The organism is Methylobacterium sp. V23 (genome assembly GCF_002917135.1).
In the GTDB taxonomy this organism is placed as follows: Bacteria; Pseudomonadota; Alphaproteobacteria; order Rhizobiales; family Beijerinckiaceae; genus Methylobacterium.
In genome coordinates this window covers 61,432-86,982 of sequence record NZ_PDHT01000021.1, presented here as the reverse complement: position 1 = coordinate 86,982, position 25,551 = coordinate 61,432, and the positions used below count along the sequence as shown (strand labels likewise).

17 protein-coding genes are annotated in these 25,551 nt (G+C 70.2%); 4 read left to right on the top strand and 13 right to left on the bottom strand.

The annotated features are described in order from the left end of the window. Positions 1 to 7 precede the first annotated feature (7 nt). From CRT23_RS19000 to CRT23_RS18945, 12 genes are all read right to left on the bottom strand, one after another. Positions 8 to 892 carry a dihydrodipicolinate synthase family protein gene (locus CRT23_RS19000; RefSeq protein ID WP_103711098.1) on the bottom strand — a complete coding sequence of 295 codons (885 nt, stop codon included), beginning with the start codon at positions 890 to 892 and terminating at the stop codon, positions 8 to 10. Positions 893 to 1,054: 162 nt separating this feature from the next. Next, a complete protein-coding gene (locus CRT23_RS18995) occupies positions 1,055 to 1,636 on the bottom strand; it encodes an SCO family protein (RefSeq protein WP_103711096.1) in 582 nt (193 codons plus the stop codon). Between the two features lie 95 nt (positions 1,637 to 1,731). After that, positions 1,732 to 3,225 (bottom strand): siroheme synthase CysG, encoded by a 1,494-nt coding sequence (gene cysG / locus CRT23_RS18990; RefSeq protein ID WP_103711094.1) that lies wholly within the window; start codon positions 3,223 to 3,225, stop codon positions 1,732 to 1,734. A gap of 39 nt (positions 3,226 to 3,264) precedes the next feature. Then, the gene (locus CRT23_RS18985; RefSeq protein WP_103711092.1) at positions 3,265 to 5,937 is read right to left on the bottom strand and encodes a nitrate reductase; all 2,673 of its coding nucleotides are present in this window, start codon (positions 5,935 to 5,937) and stop codon (positions 3,265 to 3,267) included. Positions 5,938 to 6,119: 182 nt separating this feature from the next. Next, a complete protein-coding gene (locus tag CRT23_RS18980; protein WP_103711090.1) occupies positions 6,120 to 7,721 on the bottom strand; it encodes a sulfite reductase subunit alpha in 1,602 nt (533 codons plus the stop codon). Further along, positions 7,718 to 9,505, bottom strand: a complete 1,788-nt coding sequence (locus CRT23_RS18975; protein ID WP_103711088.1) for a NirA family protein — start codon at positions 9,503 to 9,505, stop codon at positions 7,718 to 7,720. The genes CRT23_RS18980 and CRT23_RS18975 overlap by 4 nt, the downstream gene beginning before the upstream one ends. Positions 9,506 to 9,516: 11 nt before the next feature. Then, positions 9,517 to 10,737: an FAD-dependent oxidoreductase gene (locus tag CRT23_RS18970; protein WP_055951043.1), complete on the bottom strand. Its 1,221-nt coding sequence runs from the start codon at positions 10,735 to 10,737 to the stop codon at positions 9,517 to 9,519. A 16-nt stretch (positions 10,738 to 10,753) separates the two neighbouring features. Then, a complete protein-coding gene (locus tag CRT23_RS18965; protein ID WP_103711086.1) occupies positions 10,754 to 11,548 on the bottom strand; it encodes an ABC transporter ATP-binding protein in 795 nt (264 codons plus the stop codon). A gap of 12 nt (positions 11,549 to 11,560) precedes the next feature. After that, positions 11,561 to 12,361: a nitrate ABC transporter permease gene (gene ntrB, locus CRT23_RS18960; protein WP_245436367.1), complete on the bottom strand. Its 801-nt coding sequence runs from the start codon at positions 12,359 to 12,361 to the stop codon at positions 11,561 to 11,563. Between the two features lie 77 nt (positions 12,362 to 12,438). After that, positions 12,439 to 13,728, bottom strand: coding sequence for a CmpA/NrtA family ABC transporter substrate-binding protein (locus tag CRT23_RS18955; protein WP_055951049.1), 1,290 nt, complete (start codon positions 13,726 to 13,728; stop codon positions 12,439 to 12,441). A 412-nt stretch (positions 13,729 to 14,140) separates the two neighbouring features. Continuing rightward, positions 14,141 to 15,157: a CmpA/NrtA family ABC transporter substrate-binding protein gene (locus CRT23_RS18950; protein WP_103711082.1), complete on the bottom strand. Its 1,017-nt coding sequence runs from the start codon at positions 15,155 to 15,157 to the stop codon at positions 14,141 to 14,143. A 13-nt stretch (positions 15,158 to 15,170) separates the two neighbouring features. Beyond that, the gene (locus CRT23_RS18945; protein ID WP_055951053.1) at positions 15,171 to 15,758 is read right to left on the bottom strand and encodes an ANTAR domain-containing protein; all 588 of its coding nucleotides are present in this window, start codon (positions 15,756 to 15,758) and stop codon (positions 15,171 to 15,173) included. A gap of 316 nt (positions 15,759 to 16,074) precedes the next feature. Here CRT23_RS18945 and CRT23_RS18940 point away from each other — a divergent pair, with 316 nt between their 5' ends. The 4 genes from CRT23_RS18940 to CRT23_RS18925 all read left to right on the top strand — a co-directional run bounded on the left by CRT23_RS18940 (position 16,075) and on the right by CRT23_RS18925 (position 23,924). Further along, positions 16,075 to 16,743, top strand: a complete 669-nt coding sequence (locus CRT23_RS18940) for a hypothetical protein (RefSeq protein WP_146056422.1) — start codon at positions 16,075 to 16,077, stop codon at positions 16,741 to 16,743. 131 nt (positions 16,744 to 16,874) lie between these two features. Next, complete coding sequence (locus CRT23_RS18935; protein WP_103711078.1) at positions 16,875 to 18,779, top strand: glycoside hydrolase family 15 protein; 1,905 nt, start codon at positions 16,875 to 16,877, stop codon at positions 18,777 to 18,779. Positions 18,780 to 18,830: 51 nt separating this feature from the next. Beyond that, positions 18,831 to 20,906, top strand: a complete 2,076-nt coding sequence (gene tkt, locus CRT23_RS18930) for a transketolase (protein WP_103711076.1) — start codon at positions 18,831 to 18,833, stop codon at positions 20,904 to 20,906. A 195-nt stretch (positions 20,907 to 21,101) separates the two neighbouring features. Continuing rightward, on the top strand, positions 21,102 to 23,924 hold the full coding sequence (locus tag CRT23_RS18925; RefSeq protein ID WP_103711123.1) for a bifunctional transaldolase/phosoglucose isomerase: 2,823 nt from the start codon (positions 21,102 to 21,104) through the stop codon (positions 23,922 to 23,924). A gap of 109 nt (positions 23,925 to 24,033) precedes the next feature. Here the strand turns inward: CRT23_RS18925 and CRT23_RS18920 are convergent, their stop codons facing one another. Then, positions 24,034 to 25,479 (bottom strand): helix-turn-helix transcriptional regulator, encoded by a 1,446-nt coding sequence (locus CRT23_RS18920; RefSeq protein WP_103711074.1) that lies wholly within the window; start codon positions 25,477 to 25,479, stop codon positions 24,034 to 24,036. Positions 25,480 to 25,551: the final 72 nt, after the last annotated feature.

Genomic DNA, 25,551 nt, shown 5'->3' with positions numbered 1-25,551 from the left:
ATCCGGCTCAGCCGAGCTCCAGCGCCGCGAGCGTGTCGGCCACCTGCCGGCGTGCCTCCCCCGCCAGCGGCAGGATCGGCCGCGGCGGCACCGTCCGGCAGAGGCCGAGGAGATCGGCGCAGGCATAGATCACCCGCAGGCTCGAATAGGTCCGGAACAGGCCCCAGAGCGGCTCGAGCCGGGCGTTCAGGCGCTGCGCCTCGGCGGCGTCCCCGGCCTCGACCGCCCGGACGATCGCCAGGGCGGGCTGCGGGAACAGTCCGGCGAAGACACTGTACCAGGCCTCGCCGCCCGCCAGCAGGGCCGCGAGCGCGTTCCAGTCGCCGCTATAGCCGAGGGAGAACCCGGCCGGCACCACGGCGCGCAGCGCGTCGAGATGCTCCGCCGCCCCGCCCGGCTCCGGGGACGGGCTCTTGATCGCGACGATGCCCGGAACCCGGGCGAGGCGACCGACGAGGGCCGGGGTGAAACGGAAATGGGTGGTGCCGGGATTGTCGTAGAGGCAGAGCGGCAGGCCGGATTCCCGCGCCACCGTTTCGCAATGCACGAAGACCTCGTCCTCGGTGAGCGGCGTGTAGGACATCGCCGCCAGGAGCCCGGCCTCGGCCCCGGCGCCCTTGGCGTCCTGGGCCATCCGCACCGCCTCGTCGGTGCGCAGGGCACCGACCCCGACGAGGATCGGCGCGCGGCCCGCCACCGCCGCGACGGCGGCCTCCACGGCCCGGCGGCGCTGGTGGCGCGCCAGGAACGCATAGGTGCCGGTACTGCCCAGCAGGCCGATCGAGCCGACCCCGGCGGCGGCCAGGGGCTGCAGGAGGGCCTGCAGGGCGCCGAGGTCCACCTGACCGTCGGCGTTCGAGGGCGTGATCGGGAAGGCCGACAGGATGGGCATGGTCGCTGCGGGGCGGACGGTTCGGGGGAGGCATCGGACCCCGTCCTCGTCAGGGCTGACGGCCCGGGGCCGCGTGGCGCCCGGAGCGACCCGACCCTTACGGCATCCTGCCTAAAGCATCGTCTGTCCGACCGCATCTCCCGGCCCGGAGCATCTCCTCGCCTAGAGCATCTTGGCGAGCTCGGCCGCCGCCTCCTCGGGCGGGCGGGCGAGATTGAGCGCGTTGAGGAAGCGGTTCTGGCCGTTCATCACGTAGACCAGGGCGGTGTGCTCCATCGTGTAGTCGCCGTCCTTGGTCGGCACCTTGCGGACATAGGCGCGATAGGCCTTCACCGCCGCGTTCACCTCCTCCGGCGAGCCGGTCAGGCCGACGATGCGCGGGTCGAAGCTCGCCAGGTAGGTCTTCAGGGCCGCGGGGGTGTCGCGCTCGGGATCGACGGCGATGAACAGCGCCCGCACGTCCCGCCCCTTCGGCCCGAGGGCCTGGAGCACGTCGCCGATCTGCTGCAGCGTGGTCGGGCACACGTCGGGGCAGTGGGTGAAGCCGAAGAACACGAGATGCGTCCGGCCCGCATAGTCGCGCTCGGTGACGCGCTGCCCGTCCTGGTTGGTCAGGCTGAAGGGGCCGCCGACGCTGCTCGTCCCGGCCTCCTGGGTCTTGGGCGCCAGCACCACGAAGGCGGCGACGCAGAGCCCCACGAGGCCGACCGCGAAGGCGAGGAGGGGCAGGAGCGTGCGACGCATGGGAAACGGCCTTGCGGTCCAGGGATCTGGCGGCTTCAGACCATAGGCGCCGCCCCCGGGCAATCCACCAAACCGTCGCCGGGCGAGGCCCGCCCTCAGATGGCGAGCTTGTCCGGCTCGATCGCGGCGATCGCCGCCTCGGCGCCCCCGCGGCGCAGGGCGTCGCCCACCATCAGGAGCGCCGGACCGTCGAGGCCGGCGGCCTCGACCCGGGCCGCGAGATCGCGGGCCGTGCCCTCGACCAGCTGCTGGTTCGGCCGGGTGGCGTTGAAGACGAGGAGGGCCGGGGTCGTCGGGGCGAGCCCCTCGGCGATCGCCCGCTCCAGCAGAACGCCGAGGGTCTTCTTGGGCATGTAGACCACGGTGGTGACGCTCGGATCGGCCAGCGCGCCCCAGTTCAGGTCCTCGGGCAGGGCCCCGCGCCGGTCGTGGCCGGTGACGTATTGCAGCCGCCGCGCCGCGTCGCGGTGGGTGAGCGAGACGCAGAGCGAGGCCGCCGCTCCCTGGGCTGCGGAGACGCCCGGCACCACGCTGACGGGAATGCCGGCCGCCTGGCAGGCATCGATCTCCTCGCCGGCCCGGCCGAACACCAGGGGGTCTCCCGATTTCAGGCGCACCACCTGCTTGCCGGACTTGGCGAGCTGCACCATCAGCGCGTTGATGTCGTCCTGCCGGCAGGACGGACCGTGCCCGGTCTTGCCCACCAGCATGGTGCGGGCCTCGCGGCGGGCGTAGTCGAGGATCTCGGGCGCCACGAGGTCGTCGTACAGGATGACGTCGGCATTGCGCAGGGCCCGCAGGGCCTTGAGGGTGAGGAGTTCGGCGTCGCCCGGTCCGGCACCCACGAGGGTCACGGCCCCGCCCTTCGGGGCGGATTCGGTCTGCCCCAGAAGTTCGGCGAGGTCCTGGTCCGTCGGCACCCGGTCGGGCTCGGCGAAGGCGCGATCCGTGAAACGCTCCCAGAAGGCGCGACGGTCCGAGAAGCCGTGGAAGCGGCTCGTGACCTCCTCGCGCCAGTCGCGGGCCGCGCCGATCCAGGCCTTGAACCCGCGCGGCAGCATGCCCTCGATCCGCGCGCGCACGGTCTGCCCGAAGACCGGGGCGGCGCCCTCGGTCGAGATGCCCACCACCATGGGCGAGCGGTTGACGATGGCGCCGAACTTCACGTCGCAGAGATGCGGCCGGTCGACCGCGTTGACGATGGCGCCGGTCGAGCGGGCGGCGGCCACGAAGGCGACGCAGTCGTCCTCGTCCTCCATGGCGCCGATGCAGAAGGCGGCGCCCGCGAGGTCCTCGGGCTGCCACTGGCGCCGATGCAGGGCGACGGAGCCCGCGACGATCTCGGCCGGCACGGCGCGAAGCTCCTCGCTGGGCTCGGGCGCGTAGACGTCCACGTGGGCCCCGGCGGCGGCGAGCAGCTTCACCTTCCAGGGGGCGCCCCCGTTCGAGCCGGCCAGCACCGCCCGCTTGCCGTGCAGCGGTACGAAGACGGGCAGGACGGCCAGGGGCTCGAGGCCGGCCTGGGCGCCGCCACGCGGTGTATCAGAGCCGGCGGGCCGGGTTTCGCGGGGGATGCGGGGCGTGCTCATGAGGCTCGGAGATGGGGGTCGATTTGGCCGAAAGTGAGCCTATGCGGCGTTGCGCGCAAGCGTCTCGGGCAGCAGCTTACGGATCTCTGGGATGCACGAGCCGCAATTCGTGCCGGCCTTGCAGGCCGCGCCCACCGCCTCGACGGTGCCGGCCCCCGCGGCGATGGCTCCCGTGATGACGTCGAGGCCGACGCCGTGGCAGGCACAGACGGTGGGCCCGGCCGAGGCGGTCTCGGCCCGGCCCGTCAGGAGGGCGCGTCGCGCCGAGGCCGTGGGCTCCAGCTCCGCGAACAGGGCCTTGGCCTCGTCCCAGCCCGGGCGGGCCTCGGCGGGGCCGAGGGCCAGGCAGGCGACGAGGCGGCCGGCCTCGTAGACGGCGCAGCGGTAGCGTCCGCGGGCGTGGTCGGCGTATTCGGCGAGCTCGTGGCCCTGGAACAGGCCGCGCATCATCAGCGCCACGGCGCGGGAGCTCTCCTGCGTGGCGAATTGCAGGCCCGAGCCGCCGGCGATCGTGGCGCGGGCCCACCACCAGCCCTCGGGCAATCCCTGCGCGCCGCGGGTGAGCAGGAAACCGCGGTTGCGATAGGGCACCGGCGCGATGCCGACCGGGGTCGCCTTCAGCTCGGGCTGGCCCGAGACCGGATCGGGCACGCCGCGCACCAGGGCGCCGACGCGGGCATCCGAGGCGGTGGCGGCGCTCCAATGGAAGGCGGCGAACAGGTTGCCCGGTCGGACCGCGTCGGTGACCATCGCCTCCAGGGTCGCCGTGCCGTGCGGCGTGCTGAGGCGGGCGAGATCCCCCTCCTTCAGCCCCAGCGCAGCGGCGTCGTCCGGGTGGATCTCCACGAAGGGCAGCGCGCGGTGGGCCGAGAGGCGCGGGCTCTTTCCCGTCCGCGTCATCGTGTGCCAGTGGTCGCGGACCCGGCCGGTGTTGAGGACGTGGGGGAAGGCCTCGCTCACGCCCTCGGCGAGGGCGGGGGCCTGCACGGCCACGAAGCGGGCGCGCTTGTCGAAGGTGTAGAACTGCCCGTCGGCGAAGAGCCGGGCGCGCGCCTTGCCGCGCTTCGGCAGCGGCCATTGCAGGGGGGCGGTCGTCGCATAGGCCGCATCGGCCATGTCGCTGACAGCTCCGAGGTCGAAGTCGCGGGTGCCGTTGTTCTCGAAGGCCGAGAGACCGGCATGCTCGCGGAAGATCGCGGCGGTGCCCGAATAGGCGAAGGCCTCGCCGTGGCCGAGGCGCTTGGCGACGTCGCAGATGATCTGCCAGTCGGCCCGAGCCTCGCCGGGGGCCTTCAGGAAGCTGCGCTGGCGCGAGATCCGGCGCTCGGAATTCGTCACCGTGCCGTCTTTCTCGCCCCAGGCCAGGGCCGGGAGCAGCACGGTCCTGCGTCCCGTCGCCCGGGCGCTGTCGCTGTCGGCCACCGCCTCCGAGACGACGTAAAGGTCGAGGGCCTTCAGGCTCTCGCGGATGCGGTCGGCGCGGGGCATCGACACGATGGGGTTGGTGCCCATCACCCACAGGGCCTTGATCTTGCCGCGCTCGATGGCCTCGAACAGGGCGACCGCCTTCATGCCCTCGCCCGTGATGATGTTGGGGGCCGACCAGAAGCGGCGGACCCGGTCCACCTCCTCGGGAGTGAAGTGCATGTGGGCGGCCAGCATGTTGGCCAGTCCGCCGACCTCGCGCCCGCCCATGGCGTTGGGCTGGCCGGTGAGGGAGAACGGCCCCGCACCGGGCAGGCCGATGCGGCCGGTGGCGAGGTGGCAGTTGATGATCGCGTTGCCCTTGTCGGTGCCCTGCGCCGACTGGTTCACCCCCTGCGAGAAGGCGGTGACGACGCGCTTCGTCCGGGCGAAGAGCTCGAAGAACCGGGCCACGTCGGCTTCCGACAGGCCCGTGGCGGCGGCGGTGGCGGGAATCGTCGGCGCGAGGGCCCGCGCCCGCTCCAGGGCGCCGTCGAAGCCGCTCGTGTGGTCGAGGACGAAGCGGTAATCGAGGGAGCCGGTGCTGGCGAGGTGCACCAGCAGGCCCGCGAACAGGGCCGTGTCGGTGCCGGCCTTCAGGCCGAGGAAGAGGTCGGCCTCCGCGCCGGTCTGGGTGCGCCGGGGGTCGATCACCACCAGCTTGGTGCCGCGTTTCGCCCGCGCGTCGATCATGCGGCGGAACAGGATCGGGTGGCACCAGGCGGTGTTCGAGCCCACCAGGACGATGAGGTCGGCCTCCTCCAGGTCCTCGTAGCAGCCCGGCACGGTGTCCGAGCCGAAGGCGCGCCGGTGGGCGGCGACCGCGCTCGACATGCACAGGCGTGAGTTGGTGTCGACGTGCGGCGTGCCGAGGAAGCCCTTCGCGAGCTTGTTGGCGACGTAGTAGTCCTCGGTCAGCAGCTGGCCCGAGAGGTAGAACGCGATCGCGTCCGGCCCGTGCTGCTCGGCGATCCGGCGCAGGGACCCCGCCACGGTGCCGAGGGCCGCTTCCCAGCTCGCGCGGAGGCCGTCCACCTGCGGGTGGAGCAGGCGGTTGTCGAGGGAGAGCGTCTCGCCCAGCGCCGAGCCCTTGGAGCAGAGCCGGCCGAAATTGGCCGGGTGGGCGGTGTCGCCCGCGATGGCCGCGCCCCCCTGCCCGTCCGGCGTGGCGAGCACCCCGCAGCCGACGCCGCAATACGGGCAGGTGGTCTTGACGGGGGCGGCCGGTGCCTGGACGTGCGCGGTCATGGCGGGATCCTCGGCGAAGTGCGGGGTCGTGGGTCGGAGCAAGAGTCGGGCCCGGGGCGCGGGGCGGGACCGGGGGGTGGGGCGGGACCTGGGCGCGGGGCGGGACTTGGTCCACCCGCTCCGCGCCCCGCCTCCTGCGCGGAGGACGCGCGCCTCAGGACGCGCGCCTCAGGACACGCGCCTCAGTACACGTCGGCCTGGTAGCGGCCGGTCTTCTTGAGGTGGGCGAGGTAGGCCACGGCCTCGTCGGGGTTCTTGCCCCCGAACTGGCCGGCGACGTCGATGATCGCCCGCTCCACGTCCTTGGCCATGCGCTTGGCGTCGCCGCAGACGTAGAAATGCGCGCCGCCCTCGAGCCACTTCCAGAGCTCCGCGCCGTTCTCGCGCATGCGGTCCTGGACGTAGGTCTTCTCGGTGCCGTCGCGGGACCAGGCCAGCGACAGGCGGGTGAGCACCTTGCGGTCCTTCAGGGCATTGAGCTCGTCCTTGTAGAAGAAGTCGGAGGCCTGCTTCTGGTGGCCGTAGAACAGCCAGTTGCGGCCGGGCGCCTGCGTGGCGTCGCGCTCGCGCAGGAAGGCGCGGAACGGCGCGATGCCGGTGCCGGGCCCGACCATGACGACGTCCTTCGACAGGTCCTCCGGCAGGGCGAAGCCGTGCGCCTTCTGCAGGTAGACCTTCACCGTCCTGCCCTCGGGGATGCGCTCGCCGAGATGGGTCGAGGCGACGCCGAGGCGCAGGCGCGAGCGGTGGCTGTAGCGCACCGCGTCGACGGTGAGCGAGACCCGGCCCGGATCGGCCTTCGGCGAGGACGAGATCGAGTAGAGCCGCGGCTGCAGCTCGTCGAGCGCCTCCAGGAACACCTCCGCGTCGGGGCGCGCCCCGGGGAACTTGTGGAGCGCGCCCAGCACGTCGAGATGGGCGGCGTCGCCGTCCGGGTCCTCGCCGGCGGCGAGCGCCTGCGCCTTCCGGCGGGCCTCGCCCGAGGTGAGCAGCGAGAGGAGCTGGTAGAGCCCATCCGGCGCGCCGCCCAGGGCGTAGTCGGTCAGCAGCCGGTCGCGCAGGGTCCTGCCGCCGATCCTGCGCTCGGGCCGGGCGCCGAGCTCGGCGATCACCGCGTCCACCAGGGCCGGGGCGTTGGCGGGGAACAGTCCGAGGGAATCGCCGACCACGTAGTCGATCGGCGTGCCGGTGAGATCGATCTCGACGTGCCAGGTCTCCTTCTCGCCACCCGGCGCGTTGAGGCGCGTGCGCGAGACGAAGGTCGCCTCCACGGGGTTCTCCCGGCAGAAGCCGAGGGGGCCGAGCGCGGGGGCGGCCTTGGGCGCGGCGTCCTCGGCCTTCTTCGGCGCGGCGCCGCCGGCGGCACCGAACTCCTCCTCGAGCTTCTTCAGCATCCGGAGCGTGTCCTTGCCGCCGGGCTGGCAGAGGTTCAGGCGCTCCTCGTTCCTGAGGAAGATCGCGTTGGCGTAGTCGGCGCAGTTGTAGCCGCACTGGCCGCAATCCTGCTGCGCCATGGCGGCCATCAGCTTCTGCGCCTCCGGCCGTTCCTTGGCCATCTCCATCCGCTCGGGCAGCGGCAGGGAGGGGTCGTGCCAGGGGGCATCGTCGTTGTCGGCGAGCGCCGGCCCGCCGGCCGGCGCGTCGCCCGGCGCCAGGGCCGAGGCGCCCTCGACCGCGGGGCCGAGGAGCGCGGCGAAGTAGCCCGAGAGCCAGGCACGCTGGTCCGGGTCGAAGGGGGCGGTCTCGGGGATGAGGACCAGGGGGGGCGTGACGTGCTCGCTCATGCGGCGGCCTTCAGGACGGGTTGCTCTTCGGCGATGTTGCGCAGCGACTCGGGGCCGGTGCGGCTGGTGAAGGCCTGGAAGCTCTCGGCGGGGCTCGTCCGCCGGGCGAGGTAGCTGCGCAGCAGCGCCTCGATGCGGGCCGGGCAATCCTCGGCCTTCACGGCCTTCCAGATCTCGGTGCCGATCTTCGGCGCGTCGCCGAAGCCGCCACCGACGACGATGTCGTAGCCCTCGACGGTGTCGCCCTCCTCGGAGACCACGACCTTGGCGCCGATGAGCCCGATGTCGCCGATGTAGTGCTGGGCACAGGAGTGATGGCAGCCGGTGAGGTGGACGTTCACCGGCACGTCGAGCTCCTTGAGGTTCGCCTCGATGGTGTCGGCGATGATCAGGGCGTGGCCCTTGGTGTCGGAGGCGGCGAACTTGCAGCCGCGGCTGCCCGTGCAGGCGACGAGGCCGGCGCGGATGCTGGAGGCCTCCGTGGTGAGCCCGAGGGCGGCGACCCGTGCCCGGACCTCGGCGACCTTGGCATCCGGGACACCGGAGAACAGGAAGTTCTGCCACACGGTCATGCGGATGGCGCCGTCGCCGCATTCCACCGCGATCTTGGCCAGATCCCGCATCTGGTCGGTGGTGAGCTTGCCCACGGGCAGGACCACGCCGATCCAGTTGAGACCGGGCTGCACCTGTGCGTGCACGCCCACATGGGCGAAGCGGTCCATCGCCCCGCGCGGGGCGACGTGGGCGGGATCGACCCGGTCGAGGGTGCGGCCGAGCACCTCCTCGACGGCGGCGAGGTACTTGTCGAAGCCCCAGGCGTCGAGGACGTACTTCATCCGGCTCTTGTTGCGGTTGGTCCGGTCACCGTTCTTGATGAAGACCCGCAGGATGGCGTCGGCGACCCGGTTGCAATCCTCCGGCCTGAGGACCACGCCGGTGTCGCGGGCCAGATCCCGGTGGCCCGAGATGCCGCCCAGCACGAGTCGCATCCACACGCCCGGGGCGACGCTCGCCCCCTCCAGCACCCGCACGGCCTGGAAGCCGATGTCGTTGGTCTCCTCCAGCACCGGCATCACGCCGCCGCCGTCGAAGGCGACGTTGAACTTGCGCGGCAGGCCGAACAGCGAGCGATCGTTGAGGATGTGGTTGTGCCACGACTTGGCCAGCGGGCGGGTGTCGAGAAGCTCCTGCGCGTCGATGCCGGCCACCGGCGAGCCCGTGACGTTGCGGATGTTGTCCGCCCCCGCGCCCCGCGCCGTGAGGCCGAGGTCGATGAGCCCGTCGAGGAAGGGCTGGCCGTGCTCGGGCGTGATTTCGCGGACCTGCAGGTTGGCGCGCGTGGTCACGTGGGCGTAGCCGCCCCCGTGGGCGTCGGCCAGGTCCGCGATGCCGGCGAATTGCCAGTGGTGCAGGATACCGTTGGGGATGCGCAGGCGGCACATGTAGGAATTCTGGGTCGGCGCCACCCAGAACAGGCCGTGGTAGCGCCAGCGGAAATTGTCTTCCGGCTTCGGCGCCTTGCCGGTGGCGGCCTCCGCGATGAGGCGGTTGTGGCCGTCGAAGGGGTTCTCCGCGCGCTTCCACTTCTCCTGCTCGCAGAGCTTGCCCCCGGCCTTGATGGTGGCGTCCTGCGCCTTGACGTGGATCGCGTCCGGGCCGATGGGCTCGGCCGGCGGGGCGGCGCCCGGTGCGGCGGCGAGGCCGCCGGTCATGCGGGCGGCACTGATCCCGGAGGCGAAGCCTTCGAGGTAGCGCTTCTGCTCGGCGTTGAATGCGTCAGCCATGGGTAGCCTCCTCACGCTGCGAGGGGTTGGGATGCGGGCGCGGGGCGCCCGAACAGGAGGTCGTCGCGGTGCTCGGCGATCGAGGCGCCGGTGCGGATCAGCTCCTTGCACCAGCCCTGCTCGGCGATGTCGCCGACGAAGACTGCCCCGAGGAGCCGGTCCTCGGCGACGACGAGCTTGCGGTAGAGGCCGAGGCCGGGATCCGACATCAGCACGGTCTCGGCTCCCTCGGGCGCCTCGATCTGGCCGGCGGAGAACACCGGCAGGCCCGAGACCTTGAGGCTGGTGGAGAGGGCCGTGCCGAGGTAGCTCGCCGCCTCGCCGACGAGGTGGCGGCTCAGGGCCTCGGCCTGCTCGTAGGCGGGCTCGACGAGGCCGTAGACCTGGCCCCGGTGCTCGGCGCATTCGCCCAGCGCGTAGATGCGGGCATCCGACGCCTGCATCCGGTCGTCGACCAGGATGCCGCGCGCGGTCTCGATCCCGGCATTCTGGGCCAGCGCCACGTTGGGCCGCACGCCCACCGACAGCACCACGAGGTCGGCCGGCAGCACGGTGCCGTCGGACAGGATCAGGCGCTCGACCCGGCCCTCCCCCTCGACCGACGCGGTGTCGGCCTTGAGCAGCACCTTGACCCCGCGCGCCTCCATGGCCCGCTTCACCAGGCCGGCGGCGGCGTGGTCGAGCTGGCGCTCCATCAGGCGGTCCATGACGTGCAGGAGCGTGGTGTCGACGCCGAGCCGCGCGAGGCCGACGGCAGCCTCCAGGCCGAGGAGCCCGCCGCCGATCACGATGGCGCGCGCGTGCTCCACCGCCGCCTGGCGGATGGCGGCGACGTCCGCGAGGTCGCGGAAGGTGAGGACGCCGGGCAGCTCCATGCCGGGCTTCGGCAGCCGGATCGGCAGGGAGCCCACCGCGAGGACGAGCTTGTCGAAGGGTAGGACGTGGGTCTCGCCCACCATCACGAGGCCGTTCTCGCGGTCGATCTCGGTGACCGGCGCGCCGGTGATGAGGCGGATGCCGTGGGCCTCGTACCAGTCCAGGCCGCGGAAGGCGCAGCCCGCCTCGTCGACCTCGCCTCCCAGCAGGGAGGACAGCAGCACGCGGTTGTAGGCCGCCCGCGGCTCGGCCCCGACGACGCTGACGTCGTACAGGCCCGGCGCCCGCTCGGTCAGGCGCTCCAGGAAACGCAACGACGCCATGCCGTTGCCGATGACCACCAAACGCTCCTTCATCGCCAGAGCCTGTTCCTCAGGCCGCGATGGCGGGCTTGGCGTGGCGCGCGTAGAGGAATTCGAGCACCTCGGCGCGGGCATGCGTGTAGGTCGCGTCCTCCACCAGATCGAGGCGGCGGCGCGGCCGCTCCAGGTCGACCCTCAGGATCTCGCCCACGGTGGCCGAGGGGCCGTTGGTCATCATCACGATGCGGTCGGAGAGGAGCACCGCCTCGTCGACGTCGTGGGTGATCATGATCACGGCGTTCTTCAGCCGGGCATGGATGTCCATCAGCGAGTCCTGGAGATGGGCGCGGGTGAGCGCGTCCAGGGCCCCGAAGGGCTCGTCGAGGAGCAGCACCTTCGGCTCCATCGCCAGGGCGCGCGCGATGCCGACGCGCTGCTTCATGCCGCCCGATATCTCGCTCGGGCGCCGGTCGGCGGCGTGGGTCATGTTCACGAGCGACAGGTTGTGGTCGATCCAGGCGTTGCGCTCGGCCTTCGACTTCTTGCCCTTGAAGACCTTGTCGACGGCGAGCGCCACGTTCTCGCGCACGGTGAGCCAGGGCAGCAGCGAGTGGTTCTGGAACACCACGGCCCGGTCGGGGCCGGGGCTGTTCACCTCCTTGCCTTCGAGGAGGACGCCGCCGATGGAGGCCTTGAGCAGGCCGGCCACGATGTTGAGCACCGTCGACTTGCCGCAGCCCGAATGCCCGATCAGCGAGACGAACTCGCCCTTGTCGATCTTCACGCTGACGTCGCGCAGGACCTCGTTGGTGCGGCCCGCGCGGGTGAAGCTGATGCCGACGTTCTCGATGCTGAGATAGCTCATGGGAATCCCTCCTCAGGCGGTCGCGGTGCCGCGGGTGACCAGGGTGCCGACGAAGGCGACGAAGCGGTCGAGGATGAAGCCGATGACCCCGACATAGACGAGGGCGACGATGATCTCGGAGATGTGGGAGGAGTTCCACGCGTCCCAGATAAAGAAGCCGATGCCGACGCCGCCGATGAGCATCTCGGCCGCCACGATAGCGAGCCAGGACAGGCCGACGCCGATGCGCAGGCCGGTGAAGATGTAGGGGGCCGCCGAGGGCAGCATGATCTTGGCGAAGAACTCCAGCGGGTTCAGGCGCAGCACCGCCGCCACGTTGCGGTAGTCCTGCGGGATGTTCCGGATGCCCACCGCCGTGTTGATGATGATCGGCCAGATCGAGGTGATGAAGATCACGAAGATCGCGCTCGGCTGGCCGTCCCGGAAGGCGGCCAGCGAGAGCGGCAGCCAGGCCAGCGGCGGGATCGTGCGCAGCACCTGGAAGATCGGGTCGAGGCCGCGCATGGCCCATTCCGACTGCCCGATCAGGGTGCCGGTGAGGATGCCCGCGACGGTGGCCAGGGCGAAGCCGAGGGCCACGCGCTGGATGCTGGCGGCGATGTGCCAGAACAGGCCCTTGTCGGTGCCGCCGTTGTCGTAGAACGGGTGGGCGATGATGTCCCAGGCCTCGGTGACGACGCGCGAGGGCGGCGGCAGGCCGGCGCCGGGACGCGAGCACAGCATCTCCCAGATCACCAGGAACGCGATCAGCACCACGACGGGCGGGATCAGGTTTTTGGCCAGGTTCTTCCCGACGCTGTTCAGGGTGGCCATCGTGACCAGGGGCGCCCGCTTCGGCTTGGCCGGCGCGGCGACGCCCGGGCCGGCGGCGATGGTGGGGGTGTTGGCCATCACGCGATCCTCTTGATGCCGAGGCTGGACAGGTAGGCGGCGGGATCGGCCGGATCGAAGACCTTGCCGTCGAAGAAGGTCTCCTTGCCGCGGGAGGTGGAGGCCGGGATCGCGGTGACGCCGAGGGCCTTGGCGGCCTCGCGCCAGAGGTCCTCGCGGTTCACCTTGGCGATCAGCGCCTTGGTGTCGGTCTGCGCGTCGAACTTGCCCCAGCGGATGTCCTCGGTGAGGAACCAGAGGTCGTGCGACTGGTAGGGATACGAGGCGTTGTCGTTCCAGAACTTCATCACGAAGGGGCTGTTCTCGACCACGCGGCCGTCGCCGTAATCGATCGTGCCCTTGATGCGCCCGGCGACGTCCGCCACCGGGACGTTCATCCACTGGCGCTTGGCCGCGATGGCGGCGACCTCGTCCTTGTTCTCCGGCTTGTCGCACCATTGCTGCGCTTCGAGCACGGCCATCAGCAGCGCCCGGGTGGCGTTGGGGTACTTCTCCGTGAAGGAGGCCCGCATGGCGAAGGCCTTCTCCGGGTGGTCCTTCCAGAGCTCGCCCGTGGTGAGCGCGGTGTAGCCGAGGCCCTGCTGCACCAGCTGGGCGTTCCACGGCTCGCCGACGCAGAAGCAGTCCATCGTGCCGACCTTCATGTTCGCCACCATCTGCGGGGGCGGCACGACGATGGTCTCGATATCCTTGTCCGGGTCGATGCCGCCGGCGGCCATCCAGTAGCGGAGCCAGAGGTCGTGGGTGCCGCCCGGGAAGGTCATGGCCGCCTTCACCGATTTGCCGGCGGCCTTCTTCTTCTCGACCGCCGCCTTGAACACCTTCGCGTCCAGGGCGACCTTCTGGTCGAGGTACTCCTTGGCCACCGAGATGCACTGGCCGTTGCTGTTGAGCCGAGCCAGGATGTGCATCGGCACCGGGACGTTGTTCTGCGTCACCCGTCCGGCCGAGATCAGGTAGGGCATCGGCGTCAGGATGTGGGCGCCGTCGATGCCGTTGCCCTCCGAGCCGAGCACGAGGTTGTCGCGGGTGGTGCCCCAGGAGGCCTGCTTGAGCACCTCGACGTCGGGCATGCCGTGCTTGGCGAAGAAGCCCTTCTCCTTGGCCACGAAGAGCGGGCTCGCATCGGTGAGGGCGATGAAGCCGAGCTTGGCCCCCTTCACCTCGGGGCCGGCGCCCTGCGCGAAGGCGCCGCCCGGCAGGGCTGTGCGGGCGAGCGCTGCCAGGGACAGGCTGGCGGCAGCGCCCTTCAGCAGATCACGGCGGTTGTTGCGGAAACCGTCAGTCATCGAACCCGACATCCTCGAAAGCAATGAGCATCCGCCAAAGAAAAAACCGCCGACCAAGCACATCCATCGAACGCAAGATCTGCGTTCCGTGGGGGACTCGGGTCAGCGGCTCTGCCGACGGATAAGGCTCGTCATCGTTGGCGAGCCCGCGATGCCCTGCACGGGGCGTGCCAAGTCCGGCCGGCCTGCCGGATCAACGCGCTGCGGTTCCCTTCGGAATCGTTCCAAGCTGTTCGTCGGGCAGGCTTTTGGCGCAGATGCCTCACCGCGCGGCGGCGCGCGCCACGCTCACGGGTGCGTCCCAGACCGCCCCGGACCGGCCGGTCCGGGGGCACGCCTGCCGCATCGCGCGCCGCCGACCGCACTGCACAATCCGCGGGCAGTCTGCCGGTGCGGACAGCAGCCCCGTCGCTCAGTCCGCCAGCGCCGCCGCGTAGAGGTCGGGCCGGAGGATCGCCCGCGCGCGCTCGGCCAGGGCCGGGTTGGGCACGATCTGCCCGGCGGCCCCCATCTGCTCGAGGATCCAATCGGCCTGGTCGGGCCGCGGCGGCTCGGCCTCGGCGCCGAACACGACGAAGCGCGCCGCGCGCGACTCGGTCCCGTCCGCATCGCGCACCACGGTGCCGGCCAGGGCCCGGCGGATGAGGCCCGGATCGATCCCGAGATGGCTCGGATGGGCGAGCAGGCTCGCCAACTCGCCCCGGTTCTCGGGGGCCGCGCACCAGCGCCCGGCCCGCCGCACCGCCCGGACCAGGGCGGCGCTCGTCTCCGCCGCATAGGCCGGCAGGGCCAGCACCTTTTCCGGGCAGTCCGGCGCCAGGTCGCAGCCGAGGGCGACGATGCGGCCGTAGCCCTCGGCCACCGCGACGCTGTTCCAGGGACTGCCGGCGCAGAACCCGTCGATCTGCCCGGAACGCAGGGCCTGGGCGATCCAGGGCGGCGGGATCACCACCAGCCGGGTGGCGGCGTCGAGGTCGAGCCCCCCGCGGGCGGCGAACATCCGGAGTTGATAGGTGTGGCACGAGAAGGGGTGCACGGTACCCAGCGTCAGGGGCCGACCCTCTGTGACCCGCACGCGTGCGACACGGGAAAACGCGCGTGCAATCGTGTCGAGATCCGGGCCCTCCGGCGCCATCTCGGCCCAGAGCGGGCGTGAGACCGTCACCGCATTGCCGTTGAGGCTGAGCCCGAGGGGCACCACCAAATCGGTCTCCGGCCCGCTGATGCCGAGGGCGCTGGCGACGGCCAGGGGCGCCAGCATGTGGGCGCCGTCGAGGTGTCCGAGCGCCAGCTTGTCCCGGAGCGTCGCCCAGGAGGGTTCGCTGACGAGGTCCACCGCCAAGCCCTCGGCGGCGGTGAAGCCCCCTTCCACGGCAGCGATCAGGGGAGCCGCGTCGATGAGCGGCACGTATCCGAGGGCGAGTCTCATCCGGGCAGGCCCCTCATCCCAGGAGATCCGCCGCGGTCACGATGGCGCGGGCGATGTCGGCGATTTTCCGCTTCTCGTTCATAGCCTTGCGTCGCATCGTCCGGTAGGCCTCCTCCTCCGAGAGGCCCTTGGCCGTCATCAGGATGCCCTTGGCCCGCTCGATCAGCTTGCGGTCGGCGAGCTCGCCCCGCGCCTCCGTCAGCTCGCGCTGCAGTCGCGCGAAGGCGTTGAAGCGCAGGATCGCCACGTCGAGGATCGAGCGGATGCGCTGCGGCTGCAGGCCGTCCACCACGTAGGCGGAGATGCCCGCATCCATCGCCGCCTGCATCATCGGGACGTCGGAGCGGTCGACGAACATCGCCACCGGTCGCTCCACGTGCCGGGACAGGCCCGACATCTGCTCGAGGATGTCCCGGCTCGGGCTCTCCAGGTGGATCACGACCACGTCCGGATTCAGGGCCGCCACCCGGGCCGGCAGGTCGGCGGTGTCCGGCAGAACCACGACGCGGGTGAAGCCCGATGCCATGAGTCCCTCCTCGAGGATCGCGGCGCGGGCACGGCTCGGGTCGATCACGGCGACGGTCAGGGTCGGCTCGGTCATCGGTGTCCGGGGACGCGAATCGGGGTTGGGGCGGTCCCGGCAGGTCGCATGCCGGTCGAGGGAATGACAAGGCACATGATGCGGTGGGCGTGGGCGTGCGGACGTCGCCAAACAGGAGGGTGTCACCGGGAAGGCAAGCCGCATGCCCGACGAAACATTACCGTTTGGAGAGGAAACAGCCCAGGTTCCGCCGCAAACGGCCCGGCTAATGGCGCCGGCGATCGGACCGGTTGCTGAATTGCACAGCGAGGTGCTCCGGATGTCAGGCTGCACGCCCCCCGATCAAGCGGCGTTCGAATCGGGTTCCGCGCGTGGCGTGACGCCGCCCCTCCTGCCGACGCTGGCGATGGCGGCGATCCTCGGAGCGGCCTCCTATCTCTGTCAGGAGCCAGCCATCGTGGCACCGGCCTCGGTTCCGGCGACCGCCGTGGCGGCCGCACCGGAGGCCACGGCAGAGACGCCCTTCATCCCGGCACCGCTTGCCTTCCAGGCCCAGTTCCCCCTGGTCATCGTCGCTCAAGCCGAGGCCACCGCCCAGGCTCATAGGACTGGGCCTCGGCCCGCCCGCCTCGCCGCTCCCCGCCGGTTCGAGAATCCGCGCCTCGCAGCCGCCAAGGTTGCGCCGACCGCCGACAAGGCGTCGCAAGGCTCCGAGAAGGTGCCGCAGGCCTTTGCGAGGCCGCCGCAGGGACGAGAGAAGGCACTCCCCTTCGTGGCCGAGGCCGAGGTCTCGCATGCCGCGGCCGAGGGGGACGAGGGCGTGCTGCCCGGGATCGGCCTGCCCGACGTGACTTTGCCCGACATCGCCCTGCCCTTCGCGCCGACGATCCGCGCGGTGACCCAGGCGGGCGCCGCTGCCGGCGCCTTCATGGGCGCCAAGACCGCCGCCGCCGGTACCTTCGTGAGCGCCCAGGGGGCGGCCCTCGGCGCGGGGACCGCAACCCTCGGTGCCGCCGTCTCCGGCTGGGTCGGGCGCCTGCGCTAAACCCATTCGCAGCGTTGGCCGACCACCAAAAGCACCCCTGACCCTGGACCCTGCCGCGTTCGAAGACTACGTGGTCGCTCAGCGATGCTGCGCGGCCCCGTGACGGTCGACGTCGCGAGGACGAGGACCTGATGGCCGGACGGATCGAGGATTACGCGCTCGTCGGCGATGGCCGCACCGCCGCGCTGATCGCCCGCGACGGCAGCGTCGACTGGCTCTGCTGGCCCCGTTTCGATTCTGCCGCCTGCTTCGCCGCGCTGCTTGGTACCGAGGATCACGGCTACTGGAAGCTCGGTCCTGCGGATGCGGCCACCACGACGCGCCAGTATCGCGAGGGCAGCCTCGTCCTGGAGACCCGGCACGAGACCGGCGCCGGCGTCGTGCGGGTGACCGACTACATGCCCGCCAACGATGGCGCGCACCTCGTCAGGATCGTCGAGGGGCTCGAGGGGGCCGTGCCCATGCGGATGTGCCTTCGCGTCCGCTTCGATTACGGATTGGCGGTGCCCTGGGTCTCGCACAACGAGCTCGGCGATCTCCGTGCGATCTCGGGCCCGCACAAGGTGGTGCTGCGCACCCTCGTGCCGACGTTCGGCCAGGACCAGACCACCGTCTCGGAATTCACGGTGGAAGCCGGGCAGAGCGTGGCCTTCACCCTGAGCTACGGGGCATCCCACGAGGACGACCCGGCGCCGATTCAGCCGCGCAAGGTGCTGTTCGAGACCGATCGCTACTGGCGCGACTGGTCCAGCCGCGCGGCCGCCGGTACCCCCTGGGACGCAATCCTGAAGCGGTCGCTGCTGACCCTGAAGGCGCTGATCTACCAGCCCACCGGCGGCATCGTGGCTGCGCCTACGACGTCCCTGCCGGAGGATCTCGGCGGCGTGCGCAACTGGGATTACCGGTTCTGCTGGCTGCGCGACTCCACCTTCACCCTGATCGCCCTGATGGATGGCGGCTATCTCGACGAGGCGCGCGCCTGGCGCGATTGGCTGGTGCGCGCTGTGGCCGGCAATCCGGAGCAGGCCCACATCCTCTACGGCATCGCCGGGGAGCGTATGCTGCCCGAGATCGAACTCGACTGGCTCCCGGGCTACGAGAACTCGAAGCCTGTGCGTATCGGCAACGCGGCGGTGGAGCAGTTCCAGCTCGACGTCTACGGCGAGATCTTCGACGCGCTCTACCAGGCGCGCCAGCGCGGCCTTCAGGGCGACGCGGATGGCTGGCGGGTCGGCGAGGCGCTGCTGCGCCACCTGGAGAAGGTCTGGTGCACACCCGACGAAGGCATCTGGGAGGTGCGCGGCGGGCGTCGCCATTTCGTGCATTCGAAGGTGATGGCCTGGGTCGCCTTCGACCGGGCTATCCGTTCCTTCGAGGAGGCCGAGACCCGCGAACAGGACGAGATCCGCACCACCGGCATCAGTCATCGGCCCAAGCAGGCTCGCGAGGTCCCGGTGGCGCGCTGGCGCGAGATCCGCGATCAGATCCACGCCGAGGTCTGTGCCAAGGGTTTCGATCCCGAGCTGAACAGCTTCGTGCAGTCCTACGGCTCGAAGCGCCTCGACGCGAGCCTTCTTCTCATCGCCCATATGGGATTCCTGCCCCAGGACGACCCGCGGGTGGTCGGCACCGTGGAGGCCATCGGGCGTACCTTGATGCGTGACGGCTTCGTGCTGCGCTACGACACCGAGAACCAGACGACCGACGGGCTGCCCGGCGACGAGGGCGCGTTCTTGCCCTGCTCGTTCTGGTACGCCGACAACCTCATCGGTCTCGGGCGCTGCGGAGAGGCGCGTGCGCTGATCGAGAGGCTGATCGGCGTCTGCAACGATGTCGGATTGGTGGCGGAGGAGTATGATGTGAAGGCCCGGCGCCTCGTAGGGAACTTCCCGCAGGCTTTCAGCCACGTCACGCTGGTGAACACCATTCTCAACTACAGCCGGGCCAAGGGGCCGGCCAGGGAGCGGAGCAGCGGTTCCGCGCAAGCCAAATCCCCGGGTGCGACCCCGCCCGCACCCCAACGGTGCGACGCCTGAGCGTTTCGGACGCTCAAGGCGAACAAGCCCACAGATGAAGGACGACGAGAGATGAGCGGAGCAGAGACCAAGCCGAACGCGGCCCCGAGCGAGCTCGACAAGCTCAGCATCGACACGCTTCGGACGCTCGCGATCGACGCGGTGCAGAAGGCCAATTCCGGTCATGCCGGCGCCCCGATGGCGCTGGCACCGGTGGCCTACACCCTCTGGAACCACTACCTGCGCTATGACCCGGCGCACCCGCACTGGCCCAACCGCGACCGCTTCGTCCTCTCGGCCGGCCACGCCTCGATGCTGCTCTACGGCCTGATCCATCTCGCGGGCGTGACCGAGAAGGACGGCGGGAACGCCCCCGCCCTCACCATCGACGACCTCAAGAATTTCCGCCAGCTCGACAGCCGGACCCCCGGCCACCCCGAATATCACTTCACCACCGGCGTCGAGACCACCACCGGCCCCCTTGGCCAGGGTGTGGCGAACTCCGTCGGCATGGCGATGGGGGGGCGGTTCCTCGGCGAGCGCCTGAATCGGCCCGATCTGCCGCTGTTCGACTACAACGTCTACGCCATCTGCTCGGACGGAGACCTGATGGAGGGGGTCGCCGCAGAGGCCGCTTCCATCGCCGGGCACCTGCGCCTGTCGAACCTGTGCTGGATCTACGACAACAACACCATCACGATCGAGGGCCACACCGAACTCGCCTTCTCCGAGGAGGTCGCGGCCCGCTTCCTCGCCTATGGCTGGCAGGTCCTGCGCGTGGCCGACGCCAACGACGTCCATGCGGTCTCGTCCGCCCTGGAGACCTTCCTCCAGTCCAGCGACCGACCGACGCTGATCGTCGTCAACTCGATCATCGGTTACGGCGCGCCCAAGAAGCAGAACACCGCCAAGGCCCACTCGGACCCGCTCGGCGAGGACGAGGTCAAGGGCGCCAAGCGCGCCTATGGCTGGCCGGAGGACGCGCAGTTCCTGGTGCCCGACGGGGTCTACGACACCTTCCGCAACGGCATCGGCAAGCGGGGTGCCGAGCTCTACGCCACCTGGGAGGGCTTCTTCCACGAGGCCAAGGCCGCGGACCCGGTGCACGCCGAAGAACTCGATGCCTATCTCGAGGGCCGGTTGCCGGCCGGCTGGGACAAGGACATCCCGGTCTTCGACGCGGATGCCAAGGGTCTCGCCACCCGCGAGTCCTCCGGGAAAGTACTGAATGCCATCGCGCAGCACGTGCCGTTCATGCTCGGCGGCTCGGCCGACCTCGCGCCGTCCAACAAGACCAATCTCACCTTCGAGGGGGCCGGCTCTCTGACACCCTTCGAGCCCGGTGGTCGCAACATCCACTTCGGCGTGCGCGAGCACGCGATGGGCTCGATCGTGAACGGCCTCGGCCTCGTGGGCCTGCGCGCTTACGGCGCCACCTTCCTGGTCTTCGCCGACTACATGCGTCCGCCAATCCGCCTTGCAGCATTGATGGAGGTGCCGGTCTTCCACGTCTTTACGCACGATTCGATCGGTGTCGGCGAGGATGGCCCCACCCACCAGCCGGTCGAGCAGCTGCTGACGCTGCGGGCGATTCCGGGCCTGGTGACCCTGCGCCCGGCGGATGCCAACGAGGTTGCGGAGGCCTACCGGGTCATCATGAGTCTGAAGGACCAGCCGGCGGTTCTGGCGCTCAGCCGCCAGCCGCTCCCGACCCTGGATCGGTCGAAGTATGCTGCCGCCTCCGGCACCGCCAAGGGTGCCTACGTGCTCGCCGATTGCGCGGGAACCCCGGAGGTCATCTTCATCGGTACGGGCTCGGAGGTGCAGCTCTGCGTCTCGGCCTACGAGGCCCTGACGGCCGAGGGCGTCAAGGCCCGCGTCGTCTCGATGCCGTCCTGGGACCTCTTCGAGCGGCAGGATGAAGGCTATCGCAACAGTGTACTCATCCCCGAGGTGCTGGCCCGCGTCGCCGTCGAGCAGGGCTCGGTGATCGGCTGGGACCGCTACGCGGGTTCGGCGGGCACGATCATCGGCATGCACACCTTCGGCTCCTCGGCGCCGCTCAAGGACCTGCAGACGAAGTTCGGCTTCACCCCCGAGAAGGTGCTCCAAGCAGCGCGCGATCAGATCGCCCGGCACAGGAAATAGGCTGCGCGACCGCTCTCCCTCCTCCTCTGGGGGAGGCGCGCCGGCTGGGCCGGTGCCGCCAGCCGCAGCAGCCGGAGCATGCCCGGCCACCCTACCCTCCTCTCCTCCCTTTCGTCGGGGGGAGATGTGCATAACCGGTGATGGATGTCGGCGACGTGGCTCCCCGCCCGGCGCCCGGACGACGAGGAGTTTCCCATGAACCCGCTCAAGGCTCTCTTCCCCGAACAGGGTCAGGCCGTGTGGCTCGATTTCGTCGCCCGCGGCTTCGTTGCGCAGGGCAAGCTGAAGGCGTTGGTGGACGAGGACGGCCTGCGCGGCGTCACCTCGAACCCCTCGATCTTCGAAAAGGCCATCGGCGGCTCGTCGGAATACGATGACGCCTTAAAATCCGTGATGGACCAAGGCGATGCCCGCGTCATCGACCTCTACGAAGGCTGCGCAGTGGCCGACATCCAGGCTGCCGCCGACGTGCTGCGTCCGGTCTACGACGGATCCGACGGAGCCGACGGTTACGTCAGCCTGGAGGTCTCGCCCTACCTCGCCCTCGATACCGAGGAGACTCTCGCTGAGGCCCGCCGCCTCCACAAGATGGTGGCCCGAGACAACTTGATGGTGAAGGTGCCGGCGACGCGCGAGGGTATCCCGGCGATCCAGGCCCTGACCGCGGACGGCATCAGCATCAACGTCACGCTGCTGTTCTCGGTCGGCACCTACGAGGCGGTGGCCCGCGCCTTCATCGCGGGCTTGGAGGCCTTCGCGGCCAAAGGCGGGGATGTGTCGAAGGTCGCCAGCGTCGCGAGCTTCTTCATCAGCCGGATCGATGTCGCGGTGGACAAAGCCCTGGACGAGGCCGGTGGCTTCGACGACCTCAAGGGCAAGGTCGCCATCGCCAATGCCAAGCTCGCCTATCAGCGCTACAGGGCCATCCACGCCGAGCCGCAATGGCAGGCCCTCGCGCGAAAGGGTGCCAAGGCGCAGCGCCTGCTCTGGGCCTCCACGGGCGTGAAGAACAAGGCCTATTCCGACGTGCTCTACGTCGAGGAACTGATCGGTCCCGATACCGTCAACACCATGCCGCCGGCCACCATGGACGCGTTCCGCGACCACGGCACCGTCAAGGCTGGCATCGAGAGCGACGTTGCGGGCGCGCAAGCCGTGATGGCGCGCCTCGCCGAGGCCGGGATCAACATCGAGACGGTCTCCGACACCCTGGTCGACGAGGGCGTGCAGCTCTTCATCGATGCCGCCGACAAGCTCCTCGGTGCGGTGGCCACCAAGCGCATCGACTTCCTAGGGCCGAAGCTCGACGCCCAGACCCTGGTGCTCGGCGACTCTCTGGGTGCCGTTGCCAAGAAGGCGGTCGAGGAATGGCGCGCGTCCGGCAAGATCCGTCGACTCTGGGCGCACGACAAGACGGTGTGGAGCGGGGCCGACGAGGACCGCTGGCTCGGCTGGCTGCGCATCGTCGAGGACGAGCTCGAGCATGTCGCCGACTACGAGGCCTTCGCCGAGGACGTGCGGGCGGGTGGCTTCAGTGACGTCGTCGTACTCGGAATGGGCGGCTCGAGCCTTGGCCCGGAAGTGCTCGCCGAGACCTACGGCAGCCACGAGGGCTTCCCCCAGCTGCGGATCCTCGACTCCACCGATCCGGATCAGGTCCGCGAGACGGAGGCCGCGATCAGCCTGCCGACCACGCTGTTCATCGTCGCGAGCAAGTCGGGCTCGACCCTCGAGCCCAACGTCTTCCGCGACTATTTCCTCGGCCGGATGAAGGAGACGGTGGGTGCCGACAAGGCTGGAGCCCACTTCGTCGCCGTCACCGACCCGGGCTCGGCCATGGAAAAAGCCGCCCAGGCCGATAACTTCCGGAAAATTTTCTACGGTGTGCCGCAGATCGGCGGGCGCTACTCCGTACTCTCGGCGTTCGGCCTCGTGCCGGCGGCGGCCTCGGGCATCGACGTGAAGGCCTTCCTCGACACCGCCCGGATCATGGTCCGCTCCTGCGGCCCTGCCGTGCCGCCTGCCCAGAACCCGGGCGTGCTCCTCGGCACCGCCATGGGAGCGGCGGCGCTGAACGCTGGGCGCGACAAGGTCACGATCATCGCCTCGCCGGGCATCGACACCTTCGGCGCCTGGGCCGAGCAGCTCATCGCCGAATCCACCGGGAAGGAGGGCAAGGGCCTCATCCCCATCGACGGCGAGCCCGTCGACGTGCCCGCGGTCTACGGCCGTGATCGTTTCTTCGTCTACCTGCGCCTTGATGGCCGTGCCGATCCCCACCAGGATGAGGCAGTGCGCAATCTCGAGCGTGAGGGCCACCCGGTGGCGCATATCACCCTGGCCAACGCGGAACAGCTGCCGCAGGAATTCTTCCGCTTCGAGATCGCCACGGCAGTGGCGGGCGCGATGCTCGGGATCAATCCCTTCGACCAGCCCGATGTCGAGGCGAGCAAGATCGAGACGAAGAAGCTGTTCGACGCGGCCGAGAAGAGCGGCGCCCTGCCGGGCGAGACGCCCCTATTCGCCGACGAGACGATCGCCCTCTACGCAGATGCGGCCAATGCCGGCGCCCTACCCCAGGCCACGCAAGGGCTCGAGGGCGCCATCGCCGCCCATCTTGCGCGCGCGAAGGACGGCGACTACGTCGCGCTCCTCGCCTATGTGGCGCGCAATCCCGGTCACCATGCGATCCTGCAGGAGGCCCGGGTGGCGCTGCGCGATAAGCGCCGACTCGCAACCTGTCTCGAATTCGGGCCGCGCTTCCTGCACTCCACCGGCCAGGCTTACAAGGGCGGGCCCGATACCGGCGTGTTCCTGCAGATCACTGCCGATCCGTCGGCGGACCTCGCCATTCCCGGGCGCAGCCTCGGGTTCGGCACGGTGGTGGCGGCCCAGGCCCGGGGGGATTTCGCGGTCCTGGCCGAGCGCCGGCGCCGGGCCCTGCGCGTCCATATCAAGGGCGGTCAGGTCGAGGCCGGCCTGAAGCGTATCGCCGCGGCGATACGCGCTGCGCTCTAGCCTCGGCTCTCGGGGACCCCGGCGGGAAACCTAAGGAACCGCCCGCTTCCGACTGGGAGCGGGCGGCTCTTTGCCAAGGGAGCTGATCCGGAGCGGCCGCAGCACCGGGCTACGACGCGAAGCCGTTGTCCCGTCCCCAGATGATCGCCTCGCCGCGGCGATGAATGCCGAGCTTACGATAGAGCGCGGCCGCGTGGTTGCGCACCGTGTTGGGGGTCAACCCTAAGCGCGTGGCGATGGCGCCGTCGCCGAGGCCCTGGCAGATCAGGCGGAGCACCTCGCCCTCGCGGCGGGTGAGATCGGGCCTGATCGGTGCGGGCTCCGACGAACTCGGATGACGCAGGCTGCCGAGCTTGTCGATCAGGCCGCGGCTGAACCATGAGGTGTCGGCCATCACGGTCTCGATCGCGTCGAACAAGTCGCGCTCGGAGCGCTTGCGATCGCTGATGTCCTGCAGCACCGCGAGCAGACAGGGTTCGTCGCCGATGGTGACGCTCTCGGCCGAGACCAGGCAGTCGAGATCGACTCCCTCCCGGCTCCGCAGGCAGGCCTCGAAGCCGAGAACGCTGCCTTGCGCGGCAAGGTCATGTCCGAAGCGCTCGCGCTGAGCGGCGTTGGCCCAAAGGCCGATCGCGTCGAGTTCGTGCCCCAGCACGGCGTCCTCCGCATGACCGAAGGTCCGTGTAAAGGCATGGTTGATCCCGATCACGGCGCGGCCATCGGCCCGACACAGCAGAGTCGGCACGGGCGTGAGGCGGAATGCGGTGGCGAAGCGCTCCTCGCTGTGGCGCAGGGCCGTCTCGGCCTTCTTGCGCAATTCGAGATCGGCGAAGGTGAAGAGCATGCAGGGCTCGTCGCCCATGTCGATGGGCTGGCCTGCCACGATGACGAAGCGGGTCCCACCGTTGGGCAGACGCAGGCAGGCCTCCATCTGCGGAATCGTCTCGCCCGCGTTGAGGCGTGCGATGGCCAAGTCCCGGCTGCGGGCGTCGGCGAGCACGTCGACCTCGTAGACGCTGCGCCCGATGATGTCCGCGCTGCGATAGCCCGTCATTTCCAGGAAGCCGAGATTGACCTTCACGTGGCGCAGGTCCGACAGCCGGCAGATCACGGCCGGTGCCGGGTTGGCGCTGAACGTCTTTTCGAAGCGTTCCTCGGCCTGAAATTGCGACGTGACGTCCGCAAGGATCAGCACGAGGCAATCGGGCTGGCCCGCCGCATCCCGGATGATGAGGCTGCGGATGCGCTGCATCACATCGAAGTCCGGCCTGTCCGTTCGTCGGACATTGACGATGACCTCATCGAAGGTCTCGCCGGCCAGAACGCGCTCGATCGGGGTGCGCGTGATGACGTGGTTGTTGCGGTAGCGGAGGACGAAGGTCTCGCGAAAGGCCGAGACCGTTCCGCCCAGTTCGGCGAGATCGGCCGCTCCGTGCATCGCGAGGGCCGCCGCGTTGGCCCAGGTGATATGCTGATCGGGCTCGATGAGAATTACGCCCTCGGAAAGCCCGGCGATGATTTGGTGCAGCTGGGAACGGTCGACGCCCGTCGTCAAGGGTTTTGGCATCCTGTGTACAGAAGCAGCGCCGGCACCGGAGAGAACGCCCGGGTGCGTCGGCGCTCCTCA